Source organism: Chimaeribacter coloradensis, assembly GCF_002858715.1.
Taxonomy (GTDB): domain Bacteria; phylum Pseudomonadota; class Gammaproteobacteria; order Enterobacterales; family Enterobacteriaceae; genus Chimaeribacter; species Chimaeribacter coloradensis.
The window spans coordinates 1-22,524 of record NZ_PJZH01000026.1; the positions used below are offsets into that span (position 1 = coordinate 1).

15 protein-coding genes are annotated in these 22,524 nt (G+C 64.1%); 7 read left to right on the forward strand and 8 right to left on the reverse strand.

Annotated elements, in window-relative coordinates; all coding sequences use genetic code 11:
• Positions 1 to 250: 250 nt before the first annotated feature.
• A complete protein-coding gene (gene yegD / locus CYR32_RS17540; RefSeq protein ID WP_101826449.1) occupies positions 251 to 1,603 on the reverse strand; it encodes a molecular chaperone in 1,353 nt (450 codons plus the stop codon).
• 292 nt (positions 1,604 to 1,895) lie between these two features.
• Between yegD and pqqU the strand changes: the two genes are divergently transcribed.
• Positions 1,896 to 4,031, forward strand: a complete 2,136-nt coding sequence (gene pqqU, locus CYR32_RS17545; RefSeq protein WP_101826450.1) for a TonB-dependent receptor PqqU — start codon at positions 1,896 to 1,898, stop codon at positions 4,029 to 4,031.
• Between the two features lie 115 nt (positions 4,032 to 4,146).
• Positions 4,147 to 5,034, forward strand: a complete 888-nt coding sequence (gene alkA, locus CYR32_RS17550) for a DNA-3-methyladenine glycosylase 2 (protein ID WP_241523857.1) — start codon at positions 4,147 to 4,149, stop codon at positions 5,032 to 5,034.
• 21 nt (positions 5,035 to 5,055) lie between these two features.
• Here the strand turns inward: alkA and CYR32_RS17555 are convergent, their stop codons facing one another.
• The 5 genes from CYR32_RS17555 to ppk1 all read right to left on the reverse strand — a co-directional run bounded on the left by CYR32_RS17555 (position 5,056) and on the right by ppk1 (position 13,945).
• Positions 5,056 to 8,049 carry a PAS domain S-box protein gene (locus tag CYR32_RS17555; RefSeq protein ID WP_101826451.1) on the reverse strand — a complete coding sequence of 998 codons (2,994 nt, stop codon included), beginning with the start codon at positions 8,047 to 8,049 and terminating at the stop codon, positions 5,056 to 5,058.
• Positions 8,050 to 8,304: 255 nt separating this feature from the next.
• A complete protein-coding gene (mgtE, locus tag CYR32_RS17560) occupies positions 8,305 to 9,738 on the reverse strand; it encodes a magnesium transporter (RefSeq protein ID WP_101826452.1) in 1,434 nt (477 codons plus the stop codon).
• A gap of 97 nt (positions 9,739 to 9,835) precedes the next feature.
• Positions 9,836 to 10,003 carry a YfgG family protein gene (locus tag CYR32_RS17565; protein ID WP_101826453.1) on the reverse strand — a complete coding sequence of 56 codons (168 nt, stop codon included), beginning with the start codon at positions 10,001 to 10,003 and terminating at the stop codon, positions 9,836 to 9,838.
• Positions 10,004 to 10,302: 299 nt separating this feature from the next.
• Complete coding sequence (ppx, locus tag CYR32_RS17570; RefSeq protein WP_101826454.1) at positions 10,303 to 11,871, reverse strand: exopolyphosphatase; 1,569 nt, start codon at positions 11,869 to 11,871, stop codon at positions 10,303 to 10,305.
• Between the two features lie 4 nt (positions 11,872 to 11,875).
• Complete coding sequence (gene ppk1, locus CYR32_RS17575) at positions 11,876 to 13,945, reverse strand: polyphosphate kinase 1 (RefSeq protein ID WP_101826455.1); 2,070 nt, start codon at positions 13,943 to 13,945, stop codon at positions 11,876 to 11,878.
• Positions 13,946 to 14,347: 402 nt separating this feature from the next.
• Between ppk1 and CYR32_RS17580 the strand changes: the two genes are divergently transcribed.
• The 3 genes from CYR32_RS17580 to pstB are packed head-to-tail and all read left to right on the forward strand — an operon-like array spanning position 14,348 to position 18,886.
• The gene (locus tag CYR32_RS17580) at positions 14,348 to 16,387 is read left to right on the forward strand and encodes an ABC transporter permease subunit (protein WP_241523861.1); all 2,040 of its coding nucleotides are present in this window, start codon (positions 14,348 to 14,350) and stop codon (positions 16,385 to 16,387) included.
• Positions 16,384 to 18,051, forward strand: a complete 1,668-nt coding sequence (gene pstA, locus CYR32_RS17585) for a phosphate ABC transporter permease PstA (RefSeq protein WP_101826457.1) — start codon at positions 16,384 to 16,386, stop codon at positions 18,049 to 18,051. The genes CYR32_RS17580 and pstA overlap by 4 nt, the downstream gene beginning before the upstream one ends.
• 25 nt (positions 18,052 to 18,076) lie before the next feature.
• A complete protein-coding gene (pstB, locus tag CYR32_RS17590) occupies positions 18,077 to 18,886 on the forward strand; it encodes a phosphate ABC transporter ATP-binding protein PstB (RefSeq protein ID WP_101826458.1) in 810 nt (269 codons plus the stop codon).
• A gap of 1,031 nt (positions 18,887 to 19,917) precedes the next feature.
• On the opposite strand, the gene purN is transcribed toward pstB, so the two are convergent.
• Positions 19,918 to 20,556, reverse strand: a complete 639-nt coding sequence (purN, locus tag CYR32_RS17595) for a phosphoribosylglycinamide formyltransferase (RefSeq protein WP_101826459.1) — start codon at positions 20,554 to 20,556, stop codon at positions 19,918 to 19,920.
• Positions 20,556 to 21,593 (reverse strand): phosphoribosylformylglycinamidine cyclo-ligase, encoded by a 1,038-nt coding sequence (gene purM / locus CYR32_RS17600; protein ID WP_101826460.1) that lies wholly within the window; start codon positions 21,591 to 21,593, stop codon positions 20,556 to 20,558. The genes purN and purM overlap by 1 nt, the downstream gene beginning before the upstream one ends.
• A gap of 29 nt (positions 21,594 to 21,622) precedes the next feature.
• Between purM and CYR32_RS21485 the strand changes: the two genes are divergently transcribed.
• Complete coding sequence (locus tag CYR32_RS21485) at positions 21,623 to 21,841, forward strand: hypothetical protein (RefSeq protein WP_146000720.1); 219 nt, start codon at positions 21,623 to 21,625, stop codon at positions 21,839 to 21,841.
• Positions 21,828 to 22,454 (forward strand): uracil phosphoribosyltransferase, encoded by a 627-nt coding sequence (upp, locus tag CYR32_RS17605; protein WP_101826461.1) that lies wholly within the window; start codon positions 21,828 to 21,830, stop codon positions 22,452 to 22,454. Before CYR32_RS21485 ends, upp begins: the two co-directional genes overlap by 14 nt.
• The last annotated feature ends 70 nt before the right edge of the window (positions 22,455 to 22,524 follow it).

Here is a 22,524-nt window from a genome sequence, read left to right on the forward strand (position 1 = left end):
AGGCGCGCGCCCCTTGCATCCCCGCGCCTTGGGTGATCCGGCTGAATCATTGCCCGCTCCCGCGGGTGACCCTCATTTCGCCTCCGGGCTGATCGGGCCGCCGCAGACACGCTCCCGGCGTGGCTGCGACTTTCGCGGGCGTCCTGCCCGCTCACCCGGCCCTGCGGCTCCATTCGGCAATGATTTTTACGCCCCCACCGCCTCTGCAAACTTGTGAGTATGTAAGGAAAGAGTAGGGGCGGATCTTCTTTTACCGGTACAACACCTCAGCCCAACGGGCGAGGCCCGCGGTGACGGAGCCAAAATCGTTGCCGCCGACCAACGGGATGCCGGGGAGCTGGGCCTGTAACGCGGCGCGCAGCAGCGGGGAGCGGGCGCTGCCGCCGGTGAGGTAGATGACGTCCGGCGTGACGGCGCTGCCTTCCAGGGCCACGGTGACCTGCTCCTGGATGCGTGCCAGCGGCTGGCTGATCGCCTCGCCCAACTGCTGCTGGGTGATGCGCTCGCTCAGGGAGGCTTCCACGAAGTCCAGCGCGGTGCGGATCTCCGCGTCATGGGAGAGGGCGATCTTGCTCTCTTCCGCCGCGCGCACCAGCCGGTAGCTCAGGCGCTGCTGGTAGACCTTCAGCAAACGCTGCACGCGCGCCGGGTCGGCGGCGTCACGGATCATGTCACGCAGCAGGCGGCCGTTTGCCACGCTGTAAAAATCACTCTGCGCCGGCACATCGTTGGTCGCGACCGCGTTCCAGAACGGCAGCGCCGGGATCCCCAGCCCTTTGGTGGTCTCACTGCCCAGCCCGCACAGCGGCATCAGCTGGCGGAACGCGAGCATAATATCCAGATCGTTACCGCCCACGCGGCAGCCGCTGTGGCCCAGCAGGCTCTGCTGGCGATCGGCCTGGTTGCGCCAGGCCGGCCCCATCAGCAGCACCGAACAGTCGGTGGTCCCGCCGCCGATGTCCACCACCAGCACCGTCTTCTCTTCCGTCAGCGTCGCCTCGAAATCCAGCCCCGCCGCCACCGGCTCAAACTGGAAGGCGATGTCCCGGAACCCGGCGCGCGCCGCCGCCCGGTGCAGAATACCCTGCGCCTGTTCGTTGGCCTCATCGCCGCCGGTGCCCTGGAAGTTGACCGGGCGGCCAATCACCGTCTGGGTGATCGGCTGTTGCAGTGTCTTCTCCGCCTGGCGCTTGATGTGGAACATCATCGCGCACACCAGATCCTCAAACAGCGCAATCTGCTGCGGCTTCAGGCCGTTGGCCCCCAGGAACGACTTCGGCGACTTCACGAAGTAGACCTCTTCCGGGTCTTCCGCGTAGTGCGCCAGCGCCGCCAGCCCGAACTGCACGCTGTCCGCGTTGACCGGAATGTCCTCTTCGCGGTTCAGGTTCACGGCGCGGCGCAGAAGCTGCTGGTTCTCGTCGCTGCCGGTCGGCACCTGCCAGTGACGATGTAAGCACTCACTGACCGCCTCGCGGGTCGGGGCCGCCAGCATGGAGGGCAGGTAGGGTGTCTCCTTCTCCAGCGGCAGCAACACGGCGTCGCCATCGCGCATTACCGCCACTGAACAGTTCGCCGTGCCGTAGTCAAAACCGATAAACATCTCTTACCCCCATGCCAAATAAAAGGGCGCGACTTTACCGGAGAGCGGCGCGCCGGGCAAGCCAAACCCGCTGTGACGGGGCGGCTGCGGTGAAATTATCCGGTTTTATCAGCATCAACTCCTATACTCCTGATACCGCCCCGGCCCGCGTGACGGCTGCCTTAACTGGTGCGCTTTTATCAACAACGGATTAACGCTATATAAACACCGGTTAACAGGCTATCCGGGATGAAGTAGGCTACGCGGCGGATGTTCCCTTTTGGTTCATTTTTCCTTTTTGGCGCGATACCTCATGAAAAAAAACCGTACTGCACGTTCTGCCTGCTCGCTGATGATCCCGGCGCTGCTGCCGTGGCTGCCCGGCGCACAGGCCGCCGATAACCCGGAACAGACCATGGTGGTGACAGCCACCCCGGCCCCCGCCGGCCTCTCTGAACTCGACACCCCGGCCGCCGTCAGTGTGGTCAACGGGGAGGATTTCCGGCGCGCGAAGCCGGAGATCAACCTCTCTGAAAGCCTGGGGGCGGTGCCCGGCCTGCAGGTGCAGAACCGGCAGAACTATGCGCAGGATTTGCAGCTCTCGGTGCGCGGCTTCGGTGCGCGCTCCATGTATGGCGTACGCGGCGTGCGCATCTATGTGGACGGCATTCCCGCCACCATGCCGGACGGGCAGGGCTACACCTCCAACATCGACCTCAACTCCGTTGACCGCGTCGAGGTGCTGCGCGGCCCCTATTCGGCGCTCTACGGCAACGCCTCCGGCGGCGTGGTCAACGTGGAGACCGTGACCGGCAGCCAGCCCGCGACGCTGGAGGCGGGTATGTATTACGGCAGCTACGGCAGCTGGCGCTACGGCGTGAAAGCCACCGGCGCGGCCGGGGACGGTACCCAGGCCGGTGACGTTAACTACGCCGTCTCCGCCACCCGCTTCACCACCCACGGCTACCGCGACCACAGCGCCGCACAGAAAAACCTCGGCAACGCCAAACTCGGCGTGCGCATCGATGAGGTCAGCACCCTGACGCTGATCTTCAACAGCGTGGACATCGACGCCGACGACCCCGGCGGTTTGACCAGCGCCCAGTGGCACGACAACCCGCGCCAGGCGACGCGCGCGGAGCAGTTCAATACCCGCAAAACCACCTCCCAGACCCAGGCGGGGCTGCACTACCAGCGTGAACTGGGGGAAAAGGATGATCTGAGCATCATGGCCTACGCCGGGGAGCGCGAAACCACCCAGTACCAGTCGATCCCGGTCGCGACCCAGGCCAACCCGCAGCAGCCGGGCGGGGTGATCGACCTGACCCGCCACTACCAGGGCATCGACACCCGCTGGACGCACCGCGGCGAGCTGGTGGTGCCGGTGACCCTTACCGCCGGGCTGGACTACGAGACCATGACCGAGCAGCGCAAAGGCTATGAGAACTTCACGCAGAACAACGGGGTGACCGAGCTGGGCAACATGGGCAACCTGCGCCGCAATGAGCGTAACCTGATGTGGAACCTCGACCCCTACCTGCAAACCTCCTGGCAGTTGACGCCAAAATGGACGCTGGACGCCGGGGTGCGCTACACCACGGTGAACTTCGACTCCAACGACCACTACGTGACGCCGGGCAACGGCGATGACAGCGGTGACGCCAACTACCACCGCTGGCTGCCGGTCGGCTCGCTGAAATACGCGGTAAACGACGGCTGGAACCTCTACGCCTCCGCCGGGCGCGGCGTGGAGACGCCGACCATCAATGAGCTTTCCTACCGCAGCAACGGGCTGGCGGGGCTGAACTTCGCCCTGCAACCGGCCACCAGCGATAGCGTGGAACTGGGCAGCAAACTGCGCGTCGGCAACGGGCTGTTCACCACGGCGCTGTTTGAAACCCGCACCAGTAATGAGATCGTGGTGGCGGAGAGCAGCAACGGCCGCACCAGCTACACCAACGCCGGGAAAACCCGCCGCCGCGGGGTGGAGCTGGCGCTGGACCAGCAGTTCGGCGAGGCGTGGCGGCTTAACCTGGCCTGGACGCTGCTGGACGCCACCTACCGGGATGACCAGTGCAGCGAGGGCGTCTGCAGCGGCACCGCCGGGCACCGCCTTCCGGGCATCGCCCGCAATATGGGGTACGCCTCGCTGGGCTGGGAGCCGGAGGAGGGCTGGTACGCGGGCGGCGACATCCGTTACATGAGCGATATCCAGGCCAATGACGAAAACAGCGAACAGGCCCCCTCTTATGCGGTGACGGGGTTGAACACCGGCTACAAGTTCCGCCACGGCAACTGGCTGCTGGATCTGTTCGGCCGCGTGGATAACCTGTTTGACCGGCACTATGTCGGCTCGGTGATCGTCAACGAGGGCAACGGCCGCTACTTTGAGCCGGCCCCCGGCCGCAACTGGGGCGGCGGCCTGACGCTGGCCTACAGCTTCGAGTAATGGCTGACCGCAGCACAGGGCACCTCCGGGTGCCCTTTTTTATCGCCGCCGGGAAATTGACAGGATCGGGCCGGGGCGGCTTAACTTGAGGTTTTGCGCTGAAAGGAGTTCGCCTGTGACTGACCCCGCCCTGTGGCACCCCGAGATAACCCTGCTGCCTTATATCCCGCCCTACGACTGGGCGCTGGTTAACGGCTTCCTGCGCACCCGCGCCATCGCCGGGGTGGAATCAGGGGACGCGCACCACTACCGGCGCACGCTGGTGGTTAACGGCGTGCCCGGCTGCTGCCACATCAGCCCGGTTCCGGGCGAGGCGGCGCTGGCGCTGCGCATCTCCCCCTCGCTGCACCCGCAACGGCAGGAGGTGGTGCGGCGGGTGCGGCGGCAGTGGGATCTGGATGCCGACCCGCAGGCGATCGCCGCGGTGCTGGGGCCACTGGCCGCTGACCGGCCGGGGCTGCGGCTGGCCGGGTCGGTGCAGGGGTATGAGCAGACAGTACGCGGGATGCTCGGCCAGCTGGTGAGCGTGAAGATGGCGGCGACCCTGACGGAGCGGCTGGCGGCACGCTGGGGCGACCGGCTGGAGACGCCGCACGATGGCCTCAGCGTGCTGTTCCCGGCAGCAGAAACCGTCGCCCGCCTGACGGTGGATGACCTGCGGTCGATCGGCGTGCAGGCGCGGCGCTCCGCATGCCTGATTGCGCTGTCACAGGCGGTGGCGGACGGGGCGCTGGAGGTGGACGCGGTGCCGGACGCGGAGCAGGGGATGCGGCAACTGCTGGCGCAGCCGGGCATCGGCCCCTGGACGGCCAGCTACATCGGGATGCGCGCCTGGGCGGCGCGGGACGTGTTCCTCACCAGTGACTACCTGATCAAACAGCGCTTTCCCGGCATGACGCCGGGGCAGATTACGCGTTATGCGGCGCGCTGGCAGCCGTTCCGCTCCTACGCCACGCTGCACCTGTGGCTCGCCGCCGACTGGGTGCCGGAGGGCAGTGCCTGAGGGAAATGCCCGGCACCGGCGTCAGCGGATCGAAAAATAGCCGCTGCTGAGCATCGCTTCCAGCGACTGCGGCGGCGACACCACCTCGCCCTCAATCAGGTCGATGCCCAGCTCAATCAGTTTCTGGTGGGTGGCCGGCAGGTCGGCCGGCCCGGCGATGGACTGCGCCTGCAACCGGTGGGCGGTGCCGTGCACAATATTCACCAGGATCTCATCCATCTGGTTGCAGTGGACCTGCGCGATAAATTGCGGGTCGAGCTGCAGGTAGTCCGCCAGCCCCGACGGCAGCTCGCTGAGCGCCGCCAGCTGGTGGCCCACATGGGCGACGATCACCCCGCAGCCCTGCTGTTTCAGCGTTTTCAGCAGGGGTTCGGCCGCCGCCTGATGTTGCAGCAGCACGCTCTCATCGAGCCGGAACAGCAGCAGCGACGGCGGGATCACCGTCTGGCGCAGGGCGCTGAACAGTGCCGCATGCAGCGCCGGGCTGGTCAGCCCGCTTTCGCTCAGCGTCAGCGCCACGGTGATCCCTTTGCGGGCAATCTCCGGCCCATAGGCCAGCAGTACCCGGCGCACCAGCCAGGCATCCACATTCGCTTCCAGCCCCTGCAACGCCACCGTGGCGTGGAACGCCTCATTGGTGGCCCCGGTCTCCTCGGCGGCCGCCACTTCTACCGCCAGCTGGTAGAAGCAGGTCGCCAGCGGGGTTTTCGGCGGGGCCACGGCGCGCGCCGTGAGCGTCAGCTGGTTCTCTTCCAGGATGCGCGCGATCTGTGCCGGGGAGAGCAGCACGCTGTCCTGCTCCATCAGCAGCGTCTGGCGCGCCTGATAAACCACCACCTGCCCGCGCCCGCTGTGTTTGGCGGCATAACAGGCGACGTCCGCCTGGGACATCAGCTCCCCGGCGGTGAGCTGCGGGTCGGCTATCTGCGTCACCCCGGCGCTGGCACCGATGCGGTAGAGCTTTTCATTCCAGGTGAAACGGAAGTCGTTGATCTTCTGCACCACGGTTTTGACCCGGTCGCGCGCCGGTTCCAGCGCGCAGTCAAACATCAGGATGGCGAACTCATCGCCGCCGAGCCGCGCCAGCCGGTCGCTGTTGCGCAGGCACTCCTGCATCAGCCGGCTGATTTGCCGCAGCAGCTCATCCCCGGCGGCGTGGCCGGCGGTATCGTTCACCGCCTTGAAGCGGTCGAGATCCAGGAACGCGAGCCCGTGCTGCTGCCCCTCGTTGGCGGTGAGCATCAGCGCCTGATGCAGTTCGCGCTCGAAGCTGGTGCGGTTCGGCAGGCCGGTCAGGGCATCGTGGGAGGCGTTGTAGCTCAGCTTGCGCATCAGCTCGCGGGATTTGCTGACATCCTGCAACACCAGCACCATGCCGAGCAGCTCCTGATCCAGCGTCCGCAGCGGCGAAACGGCGCGCTGCACCTCAAAGGACTCGCCTTTGTTGTTATGGAGCACCAGCGCCTGCTCAATCGGGCTGTTCAGCCCTTCGTTGATGTCAAACGGCAGCAGGTTGGCCACGCGTGCGCCTTCCAGGCCGCGCGTCAGGTGCACCACCTCATCGATGTGCTGGCCCATCGCCTGTTCCGCCCGCCAGCCGGTCATCCGCTCGGCCACCGGGTTCATAAAGGTGATCGCCTTGGCGCGGTTGGTGCAGATCACCGCCTCTTTAATGGCGTCGAGGGTGATGTGCAGCCGCTCTTTCTCCTCATGCAGCGCCTCAGCCAGCCGGCTGTTGGCCTGCTCTGACTGCTTCAGGCTGCTGATGTCCTCGATCTGTGAAATAAAGTAGAGCGGTCGCTGCCGCTCGTCCCGCACCAGCGACACCGCCAGCATCGCCCAGACGATCTGGCCGTCCTGGCGGCAGTAGCGCTTCTCCAGGGTGTAGCTCTGGATGGTGCCGTCCAGCAGCGCCTGGAGCTGTTGCAGATCGAGGTCAAGATCGTCGGGGTAGGTGATGTCCTGGAAAGTCATCTTCTTCAGCGACTCGGCGCTGTAGCCGAGCAGCGTGCAGAGCGCATGGTTGACCTGGAGCCAGTGCCCCTGCGGCGACACCAGCGCCATGCCGATGGCGGAGTACTCCATCGCGTTGCGGAAGCGGTTCTCACTCTCCACGATGTGCGCGCGCTCGACCCTCAGCCCATGCATCACAATGGTCATGGCGTTGGCCGGCAGCAAAATCAGCAGCAGCGGCAGATAGTTAAGCAGCGGGGAGGCGTTGGCGGGGTAGCGGATATGGGCGAGCTGCCCGCCGGCGATCAGCAGCGCCACCATCACCGTCAGGGCGAAGAAGATCAGCAGCGCCTCCAGGCGTTGCAGGCGGATAGAGGCGGTGAGCAGCGGGATGGAGATAAAGGCGAACGGGTAGGGCAGCCAGAACAGCGCCAGATAGCTCGCCCCCAGCGTGCCCACCAGCATCATCAGCACCTCCGGCAGGCGCGGCGAGTGGAGCAGGCGCGCCAACGAAACGGGGCGGAACAGCAGCCCCAGCGGCGTGACGGTCAGGATGCCGAGCGCCTCGGAGATAAACCAGATGCGAAAACGGTTCGGCAGCAGCTCCGGGGTGTGCAGGTGCGGGATCAGCATCACGAAGGCGCTGACCATCGGCGTGAACACCACGGCGGCCAGCACAAACTTAATCCAGCTCGCTACATTCTCCAGCGGGTCGATGGCCGGTAACAGCCGGTGCAGCAGGGTGGCGGCCAGCATCGACTCCGCCACGTTGACCAGCGTCAGCGGCAGGTAGAAGCCGGGCGGCACCCCGCAGATCAGGTTAGCGGCGGCCATCGCCGCGGCGGACCCGATCAGCAGCAGCGGCCAGTGGCGGTGTGAAAAGCGGTAAAGCATGGCGATCATCAGCGCGGTGGGCAGCCACAACGAGACGATCAGCCCGTCCACCAGCGTAAATTTCAGGCAGAACAGCGCCAGTAAAAAGACCAGCAGGATCAGGCCGCCCAGCGTGCGCCAGCCGGGGCTTCTCTGTTGTACCGCTGCCAGGTTAAGGTTGCTTTCCACATCAGGGCCTTTTTAGGTGAGCCACCGGGCGCAGCAGGGCCGGGTGCCGCAGTGCGTGGGGCGGGCATCCGGTTCCGCGCGGATGCCTGACTCAGTAGCATGTCTTATCAATGTAATAGTAACGCAGGAAAGCCGGGTGGTGAATTTTCCCACGCTGCGGGCCTGGTTGTGCCTAGTGTAGCGCAGAAGAGGCGGGCCAATCGCGGCATCAGCCCGGTATGAGGAGGGTATTTCGCGGCATGGGCCAACGGCGGGCTACAGCAGGAACAGGGTCGCCAGGCCGAGGAAGATGAAAAAACCGCCCGTATCGGTGATGGCGGTGATCATCACGCTGGAGCCGACCGCCGGATCGCGGCCGAAGCGCACCATCGCGGTGGGGATAATGACCCCCATCAGCGCCGCCACCAGCAGGTTCAGCACCATCGCCAGCGTCATCACCGCGCCCATCTGCCAGTCGTGGTAGAGCAGCCAGGTGACCACGCCCATCAGCCCGCCCCACACCAGCCCGTTGATCAGCGCGACCCCCAGCTCGCGCAGCATCAGGAAAGAGACGCTGCCGCTCTGGAGCTGGTGCAGCGCCAGCGCGCGCACAATCATGGTGATGGTCTGGTTGCCGGTATTACCGCCGATCCCGGCGACAATCGGCATCAGCGCGGCCAGCGCCACCAGTTGGGAAATGGTGTGTTCAAACAGGCCGATCACCCGGGAGGCGACAAAGGCGGTACAGAGGTTGATCGCCAGCCATGCCCAGCGGTTGCGCACCGCTTTGCCCACCGGCGAGAAGAGATCCTCCTCCTGGCTGAGGCCGCCCATGCGCCGCAGGTTGTTGTCACTCTCCTCATTGACCACATCGAGGATCTCCTCCACCGTCAGGCGCCCCATGAGTTTGCCGCGCGCATCCACCACCGGCGCGGTGATCAGGTTATAGCGCTCAAAGGCCCCAGCGGCGTCTTCCGCTTTCTCATCGGGCGTGAAGGTGGTCGGGTCACGATCCATCAGCTCCGCCACGGTCATTTTCGGCGGGTGCAGCAGGATGGCGGTCAGCGGCAGCTCGCCGAGCAGGGTATTGCGCCGGTCAGTGACGAACACTTTGTCGGTGGAGTCCGGCACGCGCCCGCGTTTACGCAGGTAGCGCTGCACCGCGGCCAGCGTCACCCTGGGGCGCACCGTCACCAGCTCGAAATCCATGATGCGGCCCACGGTGTCGCGGTCAAATTTCATCACTTCCCGCACCTGGGCGCGCTGCTCCGGCTCCAGGGCGGTGAGCACCCGCCCGGTGAGGTTACGCGGCAGGTATTCCGCCAGGTAGACCTGTTCGTCGATGTCCAGCGTCGCGATCGCCCGCAGCAGGTCGCGGTCACTCATCTCTTCGATCAGGCTGTCCCACACGGTTTCACTGGCTTCCACCAGCACCCGGCCGCGGACGGTGTTGCCCACCAGCCCCCAGAGCGCCAGGCGTTCGTCACGCGGCAGCGCCTCCAGCAGGTCGGCGAGGTCGGCGGCGTGCAGGCCGCGCAGCAGCAGCTGGAGTTCAGCCGTCTGGTCGAGCAGCGCCGGCGCGCTGGGCGGCGCATCGGGTTCACGCTCCCCGAGCAGATCCTCTACCAGTTCATCATTGTTTTGCAGCAGCGCCAGGATGCGGCTGCGCGTTTCCGCAAGTTTTTTCGTGTTGTGATTAGCGGCAGACATCGGGTTCCCTTTTATGTGCAATCAAGCGCCAGCGGCGCGGCATCCCCTCACCGGGCTGTGATCAAGGGTAGAACATGGCGGCGGGGTGCGCTGCGGGTCAGCGCGGGGTCACCGGCTGGGCGGAGGTCTGGTCAGGGGCGAGGCGCTGCTTCTCCTGATGGTGTGACACCGCCCCGATCCCGGCGTAAATCATGCGCCCGAACAGGATGATAAAGCTGATGGCCAGAATAAGCTTCGTGATGCGGACGTTTGTGCGCCGGCGCATAGGGTTCTCCAGAGCAGGGGGCCGCAGCGGGCACCCGGTAATGGGTGGATGTGCATGGAAAGTGTAAAAGCTTTTCAAAAAGCCTGTCCAGCCTGAAAAAGCAGCAGACGGCCGTTTGTGCCTTAAGATAGGGGAGCCGGGTAAATCGCGGCTAAACGGCGGCTGAAAACCGCGCGGTAACCGCGCCTGCCATGATCTGGGTCAAGCGGGGAGGGATCGGGGAGGCGGCCAGGGAACGGCGGTGACGCCTGAAGCGGAAGAGGGAACGGCGGCAACCGGGAAGGCTGCCGCCGGGCCGGTCAGGCGTCGGGCGCGTCCACTGCGTCAGCGGCGTCGCCGGCTGACGGCTCCTCCGCAATGTGCAGCTTCCAGCCGGTGACGTCATTCCAGTACTCCTGCTCGCGCTCGATGTCGAGCTGCACCAGCATATTCTGCGAGAGGTAACCGGCCGGGAAGGTCAGCGTCCAGTGGTTATCGTCCGTCTCCAGCCGCAGGGTCTCCGGCGTGGTGGTGGACTGGCGCTGGTTGTTCAGCAACGCCCCCAGGCGCAGCAGCTGGATCAGCGGCAGGTACTCTTTTTTGCGGAACAGGTTCAGGCGCGGCAGCTCTTCGAGCTTGATCGCCTTGCGGTGCAGCCGCACCAGCGCCGCCAGCAGCATCTGCTGCTCCTGGTTGAAGCCCGGCAGGTTGGTGTTTTGCAGGATATAGGCCGAATGGCGGTGCATCCCGGTGTGGTTGATGCTCAGCCCCACCTCATGCAGCAGCGCCGCCCACTTCAGCAGCGCTTCCAGTTGCGGGTGCACCAGCTTCGGGTTCTGCGCCTGCCACTGGCCGTAGAGGTGGACGCTGGTGTCCAGCACCCGGCGCGCCTGCTCACGGTCAATGTTGTAGTGGTCGGCCAGGCTGCGCGCGGTGCGGCTACGGATGTCCTGATGGCGGAAGCGGCCCTCCATCTCATACAGCACCCCTTCACGCAGCGCGCCGTCTGACAGGCGCAGCGATTTCAGCGCCAGCGCGTCGAACACGCCGCACAAAATCGCCAGCCCCGGCACAAACACCGTTTTGCGGTCTTCAGAGAGGCCCGGCAGGCTCAGGGATTTGACGTTTTTAAACTTCAGCACCTGCGCCACCAGCGACTCCAGCCGCTCCGGGGTGATCAGGCCATCCTTCTCGCCGCTCTCCACCAGCACCTCGACGGTGGCTTTGATGGAGCCGGAGGCCCCCAGCGCATACTGCCAGCCCTGGATGCGGTACTGCCACGCCAGCGTCTCCAGCTTCTGCGCCGCCGCCAGGCGGGCGCGGCGGAAACTGGCCGGGCTGAGCTCGCCATCCCGGAAGAAGATCTGGCCGAAACTCACACAGCCCATCCGGCGGCTTTCGGCCAGCAGCGGCTCGAAATCCTCACCGATCACCAGCTCCGTGGAGCCGCCGCCGATGTCCACCACCAGTTTGCGCCCCTTCTCCGGCTGGGTATGCTCAACGCCCATAAAGATCAGGCGCGCCTCCTCCTGCCCGGAGATGATCTCAATCGGGTAGGGGATCACCTCAGCGGCGCGCTTCAGGAACTCTTCCGCATTCACCGCCTCACGCAGGGTATGGGTGCCGACGATGGTGACATTGTCCGGTGAGAAACCCTGGAGCCGTTCAGCAAACAGCGCCAGACAGGCCAGGCCCCGCTGCATCGCCTCTTCGCTCAGGACGTTGTGGTTGTCCAGCCCGTCGGCCAGGTGCACCCGCTGCTTCAGGCGGCCGAGCACTTGCAGCGCCCCGTTGACCACCCGGGCGATCACCATATGGAAGCTGTTCGAGCCGAGATCGACAGCGGCAATTTCCTGGGGTTTGACAGAAGGAATGTGTTGTAACGGCATAGTCTCAGGCCTGTTTGTCTGGTTGTTCCAGAGTCTTTAGATAATGGTAAATGGCAGTCTGCGCCCTTACCTTACGGCGGTTGCCGCGCGGAACATACCGGTTACTCAGCTCTTTATCAATATAACGTGCTTTGACGGTGTCATTGAGCAGGATGTCGAGGATATCCAGCACCCGCTGTTTGAGGCGCGGATCGAGCAGCCCGACCGCCACTTCAATGCGGAAGTCGATGTTGCGCGTCATCCAGTCAGCAGAGGAGAGGAACACTTTATGGTCGCCATTATTTTCAAAGACATAGACCCGATCGTGCTCCAGGAACCGGTCGACAATACTGGTTACCTGGATGTTTTCGCTGATGCCCGGCAGGTCCGGCACCAGGGAGCACATGCCGCGCACCAGCAGGCGGATCTTCACCCCGACCCCGGACGCCGCGTAAAGCCGGTCGATTAATCCTTTATCCACCAGGTTGTTAATTTTCAGAATAATGCCGCCCTTGCCGCCGGACTGGACGTTGATGATCTCCTGATCGATCAGTGCATAGAGCATCCGGCGCGAGTTCTGCGGCGACACCATCAGGTGGTCGAAGGTCACCGGGCGGTAAGGGTTCTCAATAAAGTTGAACACCCGGCGCACTTCGTTGGTGATGCGGGCGTCGGCGGTGATCAGCGAGTAGTCCGTATAGAGGCGGGCGGTTTTTTCGTTGAAGTTCCCGGTGCCGATGTGCGCATAACGGACGATCTCGTCATTCTCCAGGCGGGAGATCAAAAACAGCTTGGCGTGGATCTTCAGCCCCGGCGCGGAGAAGATCACATGCACCCCGGCCTCGGTCAGCCGCTTGGCCCAGTGGATGTTGGCCTCTTCGTCGAAGCGCGCCTGCAGCTCCACCACCACCGTGACTTTCTTGCCGTTGTGCGCGGCATGGATCATCGACTCGATGATGCGGGAGTCTTTCGCCACGCGGTAGATGTTGATCTTGATCGCCAGCACGCTCGGGTCAAACGACGCCTGGCGCAGCAGCTCCAGCACATGCTCGAAGGTGTGGTAGGGGTAGTAGAGCAGCACGTCACGTTCGCGGATGGCGTCAAAGCCGTTGCGGAAACGGTCAAACCAGATGTGGCGCAGCTGCGGCATCGGCCGGTTGACCAGATTGGCCTTGCCGACGTTCGGGAAACCGATGAAATCTTTGAAGTTGTGGTAGCGGCCGCCAGGGATGACCGAGTCATAGTTGGAGATGCCGAGCTTTTCGCGCAGCAGTTCCACCATCTCGTCCGGCATGTCGCGCTGGTAGACAAAACGCACCGGCTCCGCCGTCAGGCGCTGTTTGAGGCTGGAGGACATCAGCTCCAGCAGGCTCGACTCCATCTCCGTGACCAGATCGTATTCGGCGTCACGCGTCATCTTCATGGAGTAGGCGTTGAGCGCGTCATAATCGAAGAAGCCCTTGAAGATGTCATCCAGGCAGTTGCGCAGGATATTGTCGAGCAGGATCATCGGCTTGCGGCGGCGCGGCGCTTCCGGCGGCAGATCCACAAAGCGCGGCACCTTGTCAGACGGGATCTCCAGCAGCGCGTAGTTAATCTGCTCGCCGCGGATAATCTCAACCGCCAGGTAGGTGTAGTCATCCTTCAGGAACTGCACCAGGTTGGTGTCCTGATCCACCAGAATCGGCGTGATATAGGGGCGCAGGAAGTGTTTGAAGTAGTGACGCAGCCAGGTCTGCTGGTTTTCAGAGAGCTGGCGTTCGTTGATCAGGAAGATCTGGTTGCGCGCCATCTCCAGCAGCAGGTCATTATAAAGGTTGTCAAACTCCTGCTCGGTTTTCAGCACTTTGGCCTGAATGCGTTTCAGCAGGTGGCGCGAGGCGCCCATTGAACCCTGTTCTTCACTGATCAGAATGCGGCGTTTCAGCTCAGCAAAACGGACTTTGTAGAATTCATCAAGATTATTTGAGTAGATGCCCAGAAAGCGCATCCGTTCGATCAGCGGGTTCGATTTGTCCGCCGCTTCCTGCAACACCCGCTCGTTGAACGATAACCAACTCAGCTCTTTTTCTGTGTATAGCTTTTCTTGTCCCATTGTCACTCCATTCATTGAGCCTGAAGCTTTTCCCGTAGGCCACTGAACGGGCTGTGCCTTTCCGGCATACAAATTTCAGGGGGGAGTCATCGTGCGAAACACAGTGCATAAAGACCCATCCCCTGTAATGGGTGGCGAGTCTCTCACAACATTATTGCGAAATAATGACAACAAAGTCCAACCATTCTCAGAGGTTAACATTGTCATGCATTGATCATTAAACTGGCATAAGATGCCCGGTCAGACGCGGCATTGGCGGGCGGAATGCGCCGCAGTAATGCCGGGCTATTTTCCTTTTTTCATGCAGGATGGGCAGTGCAGATACGTGACCTACCTCTTTCATCGGACCGTCGCCGCGCGAGGCACGACCGCCTGATCCGCTACGGCGTTACCGGCTGCGGTATGCTGGTGCTGGTCACGCTGATGCTGATTTTTGTCTGGCTGCTTTACAGCATCTGGCCGCTGTTCCGGCCGGCCTCCATGAGTGAACCGGTCACGCTGCGCGTGAATACCGACCCGCCGGCGCTGGCGCTGGGGATGCTGCCGGACCACCACTGGGGCTACCGGCTGGACGCGCGCGGGCAGGGGGCCTTTATTCCGCTTTCGGCAGCCAGACCAGCGGCCTCTCCCGTTACGCCGCTGACTACGCCGCTGGCACCGCCCGTGACCGCGCTGGCCCACACCGGCGGTGTGCTGCCGATCTATGGCCTCGGCCACGCCGATGGCCGCCTGACGCTGGTGCAGCCGGTGATGCCGGTAGCCGGGCAGCCGCCCCACTGGGCGTTCCCGCAGGGGCAGGGGCCGCAGGTGATTGACGGCAACGGCCGGCCGCTGGTGCGGTTGTCGCTGGTGGCGGGAGAGGGCGCGCCGCTGCGGGTGGCGGCCGTCACTGCTGACCGCCGCCTGCGGGTGCGCGAGCTGCCGTCCGGCCTCGATCTTACCCTGCCGCTGGCGGCAATGCCCGACTCCCTGAACCTGACCCCCAACGGCCGCCTGCTGTTTGTCCAGACCGGGCCGCTGTTGCAGGTCTACACCCTGCGCAACGGCGCGCTTGGGCTGCGCCAGAGCGTGGTGCTGGCGGATCGCGGGCCGGTGTCGGTCACGCTGCTCAGCGGCGGCGGCTCCCTGCTGGTGAACGCCGGCGGCCGCCTCAGCCAGTGGTTTGACGTCAACGGCCCGCAGGGGCCGCGGCTGACGCGCATCCGCGACTTCGCCCCACAGAACGTGACCCAGCTGGCCGCCGAGCCGATGCGCCGGGTTTTCGCCACCCTCGACACCCGCAACACGCTGACGCTGAATGCCGCCGTGCAGACCGGCCCGCTGCTGAGCCGCCCCCTGCCCAACGTGCGCAGTATCGCCTTCTCCCCGCAGGGAGACGCGCTGCTGGCCGAGACGGCCACCGGCTGGCTCTCCTTCTGCATCACCAACCCCTACCCGGACATCAGCCTGCGCAGCCTGTGGCAGAAAGTCTGGTATGAGGGCTACCCGGAACCGGCCTACGTCTGGCAGAGCACCTCGGCTGCCGAGGGCTACCAGCCTAAATTCAGCCTGATGCCGGTGATTGCCGGGACGCTGAAAGCGGCGCTCTGCGCGATGCTGTTTGCGGTGCCGCTGGCGCTGAGCGGCGCGGCCTATACCGCCTGGTTTATGACCCCGCGCCTGCGGCGGCTGGTGAAACCGGCGCTGGAGGTGATGGGCGCGCTGCCGACGGTGGTGATCGGGTTGATTGCCGGTATCTGGCTGGCGCCGATGCTGCAACATATCCTGTTCGGCGTGCTGCTGCTGCCGTGGCTGCTGGCGCTGGTGACGCTGGCGGCGCGTTTGCGCTGGCGCACTGCCGGGCGCGAAGTCTTCTTCCTGCTGCCGCTGCTGGCCGGGAGCGTCTGGCTGGTGTGCCGCCTCAGCCCCTGGCTGGAGCAGACGCTGTTCGGGATGCCGCTGGCCCAGTGGTTCGGCGAGGGCTACCAGCCGCGCAATACGCTGGTGGTCGGGGTGGCAATGGGCTTCGCGCTGGTGCCGGTGATCTTCACCCTGGCGGAGGATGCGCTGTTCAGCGTGCCGCCGCTGCTGAGCCAGGGCTCGCTGGCGCTGGGGGCGACGCCGTGGCAGACCCTGCGCCGGGTGATCATGCCCGCCGCCGGGGCCGGGATCTTCTCCGCGTTGATGATTGGCTTTGGCCGGGCCGTGGGGGAGACGATGATTGTGCTGATGGCGACCGGCAACACGCCGATCATGGATGGCAGCCTGTTGCAGGGGCTGCGCGCGCTGGCAGCCAATATCGCCATTGAGCTGCCGGAAGCGGTGGCAGACAGCGGCCACTACCGGGTGCTGATGCTGACGGCGCTGGTGCTGTTCCTCTTTACCTTTGTGCTGAACACGCTGGCGGAGCTGATCCGCCAGCGGCTGCGGACGCGCTACAGCCAGAATCAGGAGGGGGCATGACCCACTGGCGGCGGGCGGGTACCCCGTGGATTTGGCTGACGGCAGCGGCCGTGGCGGTGAGCGTGCTGGCGCTGGCCGGGATTATCCTGCTGCTGGCGGGGCAGGGGGTGCGCAGCTTCTGGCCCGCGACCGTGTACCAGTTTACCCTGCGCGCCCCGCTGGCCGGGCAGAGCCAATTGCTGGGTGAGCTGTACGCCCGGCCGTCGGTGCCGCAGCAGCAGCTGCGCGAAGCCGGTGTCCCGCTGCCGCCGGACGCGCCCGCCGCCCTGACGCGCCTGCTGGTGAAAGTGGGTAACCGCGATCTGGCCCCCGGGCCGGAGAGTGCGCGGGAGTTTGTGCTGCTGGCCGAAAGCGACGTGCAGTCGCGCCGCGCGCCGCCGGAGGTGCTGGTGCTGGACCGTGAAGAGAGCGGGCTGGCCTACGGCACCCTGGCGGGGATGCTGGAGAATGGCCAGCCGCTGGTGGCGCGCAATCTGGCGGCGGAGCTGTTGCGGCGCATCCCGGAGAACCGGGCGCTGGCGGCCCGCGCCCAGCATTTACAGCACCATGCGCTGGCGCACGTTAACCACCGGTTTGAGGCGCTGCGGCTGGAGGAGCGGCGGCTGGCGATGAACGGGCAGCTCACCCCGCGTGCGGTCTCCCGGTTACACGCCGAGCGGATTGAGGTGGAGTATCAGTTCAGCCGCCTGACGCACGAGCTGGAGGGGCTGAACCAGGCGCGGCAGCGCGACGCGCTGCTGCTGCGGGATGCCGCCGGGCAGATCCACACCCTGCCGCTGAGCGGGGTGCACAACGCCTGGTACCCGAACGCCATGAGCCTGCCGCAGAAGTTTATGCATACGCTGCGGGCGGGCTGGGCCTTCCTCAGCGAAAACCCGCGCGCCTCCAACACCGCCGGCGGCATCTTCCCGGCGCTGTTCGGCACGGTGCTGATGGTGGTGCTGATGTCGGTGATGGTGATGCCGCTGGGGGTGATCGCCGCCGTCTACCTGCATGAGTACGCAGGCAGGCACTGGCTGACGCGGCTGCTGCGGATTGCGGTGGTGAACCTGGCGGGGGTGCCGTCGATTGTGTATGGCGTGTTCGGGCTGGGCTTTTTTGTCTATGTGATCGGCGGCTCGCTGGATCAATTACTGTTCCCGCAGGCCTTGCCCGACCCGACCTTCGGTACCCCCGGCGTGCTGTGGGCGGCGCTGACGCTGGCGCTGCTGACGCTGCCGGTGGTGATTGTCGCCACGGAGGAGGGGCTGTCCCGCATTCCGGTGGCGTTGCGGCAGGGCTCGCTGGCGCTGGGAGCGACACAGGCGCAGACGCTCTGGCGGATCGTGCTGCCGATGGCGGTGCCGGCGATGCTCACCGGCATGATCCTGGCCATCGCCCGGGCAGCGGGGGAGACGGCACCGCTGATGCTGGTGGGGGTGGTGAAGTCCGTCCCGGCGTTGCCGGTGGACAGCATTTTCCCTTACCTCCACCTTGACCGTAAATTTATGCATCTGGGCTTCCAGATCTACGACATGGCGCTGCAAAGCCCGAACGTGGAGGCGGCCCAGCCGCTGGTCTACGCCACGGCGCTGCTGCTGGTGGTGATGGTCGTCGGCCTGAACCTGGCGGCGATGGGGCTGCGCCATTCACTGCGTGAGAAATTCCGTTCGCTGGGCATCTGATGCCCGGCCTGTGCAGGAGAGAGTGATGAGATCGATACTGGGCGGCGAGCCGTTGCCGGATGTGTCACGGCTCAGCGATGCCGACACCGCGCTGGAGGTGCAGGCGCTGAACCTGTGGTACGGCGGCAAGCAGGCGCTGCATGATATTTCGCTGCGCATTCCGCGCCACCGGGTCACGGCGCTGATCGGCCCCTCCGGCTGCGGGAAATCGACGCTGTTGCGCTGTTTTAACCGGATGAATGATCTGCTGGAGCCGTGCCGGATTGAGGGCGACATCCGCCTCGGCGGCCAGTCGGTGTATGGCGGTGGGGTGGACGTGACGGCGCTGCGGCGGCGGGTCGGGATGGTGTTCCAGCGGCCGAACCCGTTCCCGAAGTCGATTTACGAGAATGTGGTGTATGGCCTGCGGGTGCAGGGCGTCCGCGACCGGCGGGTGCTGGATGAGGCGGTGGAAGCCGCCCTGCGCGCGGCGGCGCTGTGGCACGAGGTGAAAGACCGGCTGAAGGAGAACGCGCTGCGGCTCTCCAGCGGCCAGCAGCAGCGGCTGGTGATTGCGCGGGCGATCGCGATTGAGCCGGAAGTGTTGCTGCTGGACGAGCCGACCTCGGCGCTGGACCCGATTTCGACGCTGACGATTGAGGAGCTGATCGGCGCGCTGAAGGAGCGGTTTACGGTGGTGCTGGTGACACACAACATGCAGCAGGCGGCGCGCGTCTCCGATTACACGGCGTTTATCCACCAGGGCGCGGTGGTGGAGTATGGCGACACCGACCGGCTGTTTACGTCACCGCGCCAGCGGCGGACAGAGGATTATATTACGGGGAGATTTGGGTAGCAGAGGGGTGGCCCTGCACCCGGGGGAATTGATGTACGCGGTACAGCTTTTAATGAGTTAGGTGGCAGGTTTCGGTTGTTTATGTGTATTTGTCTGCCCGGCTTTCCGAGCCTCAACCGAGCAGGGCCTGCCGGCGCGCCGGCCCTGCACCCGCGCGCTTTCGGTGGTTTGGCTGAATCATTGCACGCTCTCGCGTGTCCCCTCGTTACATCTCCGGGCTGATCGGGCCGCCGCAGACACGCTCCCGGCGTGGCTGCGACTCTCACGGGCGTCCTGCCCGTTCGCCCGGCCCTGCGCCTCCACTCGGCAATGATTTTTACGCCCCCACCACTTCTGCAAACCAGCAAGTATGTAAGGAAATAGTAGGGGAGGTTTTTGGGCGCGATGTATGCTCACGTAACCCTGCGGCTCCATTCGACAATGATTTTTACGCCCCCACCATTTCTGCAAACCAAAAGGTATGTGACGAAATAGTAGAAGAAGTTTTTTTTGGCGTACTGTGTGATCTTTTGGCTCTGCATTTTTATGTGATACCGCGTCTGCATTCTCTCCAAATATTAAAAAGATCTTATCTACTCTTTCCTTACATAGCCGAGGATTTGCAGAGGAGGTGGGGGCATTAAATTATTGCCGACGAGGACGCAGGGCCGGGTGAGCGGGCATGGACGCCCGCGAAAGGGACAGTCACGCCGGGAGCGTGTCTGTCCCGGCCCGAAAAGCCCGGAGGACGCTGGAGGGGAGCCGCGGGAGCGGCCAATAATTCTGCCGGATCACCCAAAAGCGCGGGGATGCAAGGGGCGCGCGCTTACGCGCCCCTTGCGCGGTGGCGGCAGCGGGGCCGCAGAAAGACGCCGGGCGTTTGCCAACGCAACATACCTCGAGCTGTTTTAAAGTCAGGCAGATAGGCGCATATAAACAACCGAAACATACCACTTAACCCAGTGGCAGCGGGGCCGCAGAAAGACAGCGAGCGTATGCCAACGCAACACACCTCGATCTAAAAAGAAGTCACTTGCGAGGGCGGCCGCCGCCTAATCTGCCGCATACCCCTCCGGCGGCAGCCGCCCGCCATCCAGCCAGGCGGCACCCTCCTGCATGATCAGGCGGCCGGTAACAAACCACTGCGCCACCAGCGGGTAGATCTGGTGCTCCTGCACCTGAATACGCGCCTGCAAATCCTCTTCGCTGTCGCCGTCAAACACCGGCACCCTGGCTTGCAGGATCACCGGGCCGCCATCCAGTTCTTCAGTGACGAAATGCACCGACGTTCCGTGCTCGGCGTCGCCGTTGGCCAGCGCCAGGCGGTGGGTGTGCAGGCCGGGGTATTTCGGCAGCAGGGAGGGGTGGATGTTCAGCATCCGCCCGGCATAGTGCCGGACGAACTCAGCGCTGAGGATGCGCATATACCCCGCCAGCACAATCAGGTCGGGCGCGAAGGCGTCAATCTGCTCCGCCAGCGCGGCGTCAAAGGCCGCGCGGTCAGCGAAGTCACGCGCGTCCAGCGAGCGTGCCGGAATGCCCGCGTCGCGGGCGCGTTCCAGCCCATAGGCCCCGGCTTTGTTGCTGAAAACGGCGGCGATAGAAGCGTGGAGACCTCCCTGTCGGCAGGCATCGATCAGCGCCTGGAGATTGCTCCCCTGGCCGGATACCAGCACCACGATCTTTTTCATCAGCCGATTACCACCTGTTCCGCGGCATCAGACGCCTTGATATGGCCGATTTTCCACGCCTTCTCGCCGGAAGCGGTCAGAAGCTCCACCGCCTGATCCGCCACGGCCGCCGGCAGGGCAATCACCATGCCCACGCCGCAGTTAAAGGTGCGGTACATCTCATGGCGGCTGACGTTACCGGCCTGTTGCAGCCAGCTGAACACCGCCGGCCACTCCCAGCTCGCCTCGTCAATCACCGCCTGGGTGCCGGCCGGCAGCACGCGCGGGATGTTCTCCCAGAAACCGCCGCCGGTCAGGTGGGCGATGGCATGCACCTCAACCTGCTCAATCAGGCTCAGGATCGACTTCACGTAGATTTTGGTCGGGGCCAGCAGGTGATCGGCCAGCGATTGGCCGCCGAGCTGCTCGGTGGCGGCATCGGTATTGCTGACTTCCAGGATCTTGCGCACCAGCGAGTAGCCGTTGGAGTGCGGGCCGCTGGCACCGAGTGCCACCAGCACATCGCCGTCCTGCACTTTGCTGCCGTCGATGATCTCAGACTTCTCGACCACGCCGACGCAGAACCCGGCGACGTCGTAATCCTCGCCGTGGTACATCCCCGGCATCTCGGCGGTTTCACCGCCCACCAGCGCACAGCCGGCCTGTTTGCACCCTTCGGCGATGCCGGTGATCACGCTGGCGGCGGTGTCGACGTCCAGCTTGCCGGTTGCGTAGTAGTCCAGGAAGAACAGCGGCTCCGCGCCCTGAACCACCAGGTCGTTGACGCACATCGCCACCAGATCGATGCCGATGGTGTCATGGCGCTTCAGATCCATCGCCAGACGCAGCTTGGTGCCGACGCCGTCGGTGCCGGATACCAGAACCGGCTCGCGGTATTTTTGCGGCAGCGCACACAGGGCACCGAAACCGCCCAGCCCACCCATCACTTCCGGGCGGCGGGTCTGCTTCACTACACCTTTGATACGGTCTACCAATGCATTTCCTGCATCAATATCCACACCTGCGTCTTTATAGCTGAGAGAGGTTTTATCGGTCACTGCTGGGTCCCCACGGCGGATTGCGGTTGGTGGTTAAAATTGAGCGCGGCAATTCTAACAGCCCAGGCAAACGTTTGCGAGTGGCTTATGCGGGGGAAAGGGGTTTTGCCTTCTATACTGTTTATCGAAAATCAGTTGATCCTGATCAGGCGATTAGCGGTGGCGCGATAAAAAAAAGGCGTTATAATCTCGCGATTTTTTTTTGGCCGTCAACCATCGTAGGGGAGAATAATTATGAAGATCGTTGAGGTAAAACACCCGCTGGTAAAACATAAGCTGGGCCTGATGCGTGAAAACGACATCAGCACCAAACGCTTTCGCGAACTGGCTTCTGAAGTGGGGAGTTTGCTGACCTATGAAGCGACCGCCGATCTGGAAACCGAAAAGGTGACCATTGATGGTTGGTGCGGGCCGGTTGAAGTAGACCAGATCAAAGGCAAAAAAATCACTGTGGTGCCGATCCTGCGTGCCGGCCTCGGCATGATGGAAGGCGTCCTGGAGCACGTCCCGAGCGCGCGCATCAGCGTGGTCGGTGTGTACCGTGACGAAGAGACGCTGGAGCCGGTGCCGTACTTCCAGAAACTGGTGTCCAACATTGAAGAGCGCATGGCGCTGGTGGTTGACCCGATGCTGGCAACCGGCGGTTCCATGATCGCCACCATCGACCTGCTGAAAAAAGCCGGTTGTACCAGCATCAAAGTGCTGGTGCTGGTTGCTGCCCCGGAAGGGATCGCGGCGCTGGAAAAAGCGCACCCGGACGTCGAACTGTTCACCGCCTCAATTGACCAGTACCTGAATGAAAAAGGCTACATCGTGCCGGGCCTCGGCGATGCAGGCGACAAAATATTTGGTACTAAATAAGCATTTAAGCCGGCTGAGAAGTCGGCTTTTTTTTGACTGTTTTCCCACGCCGTCCATCAATAACACCGTA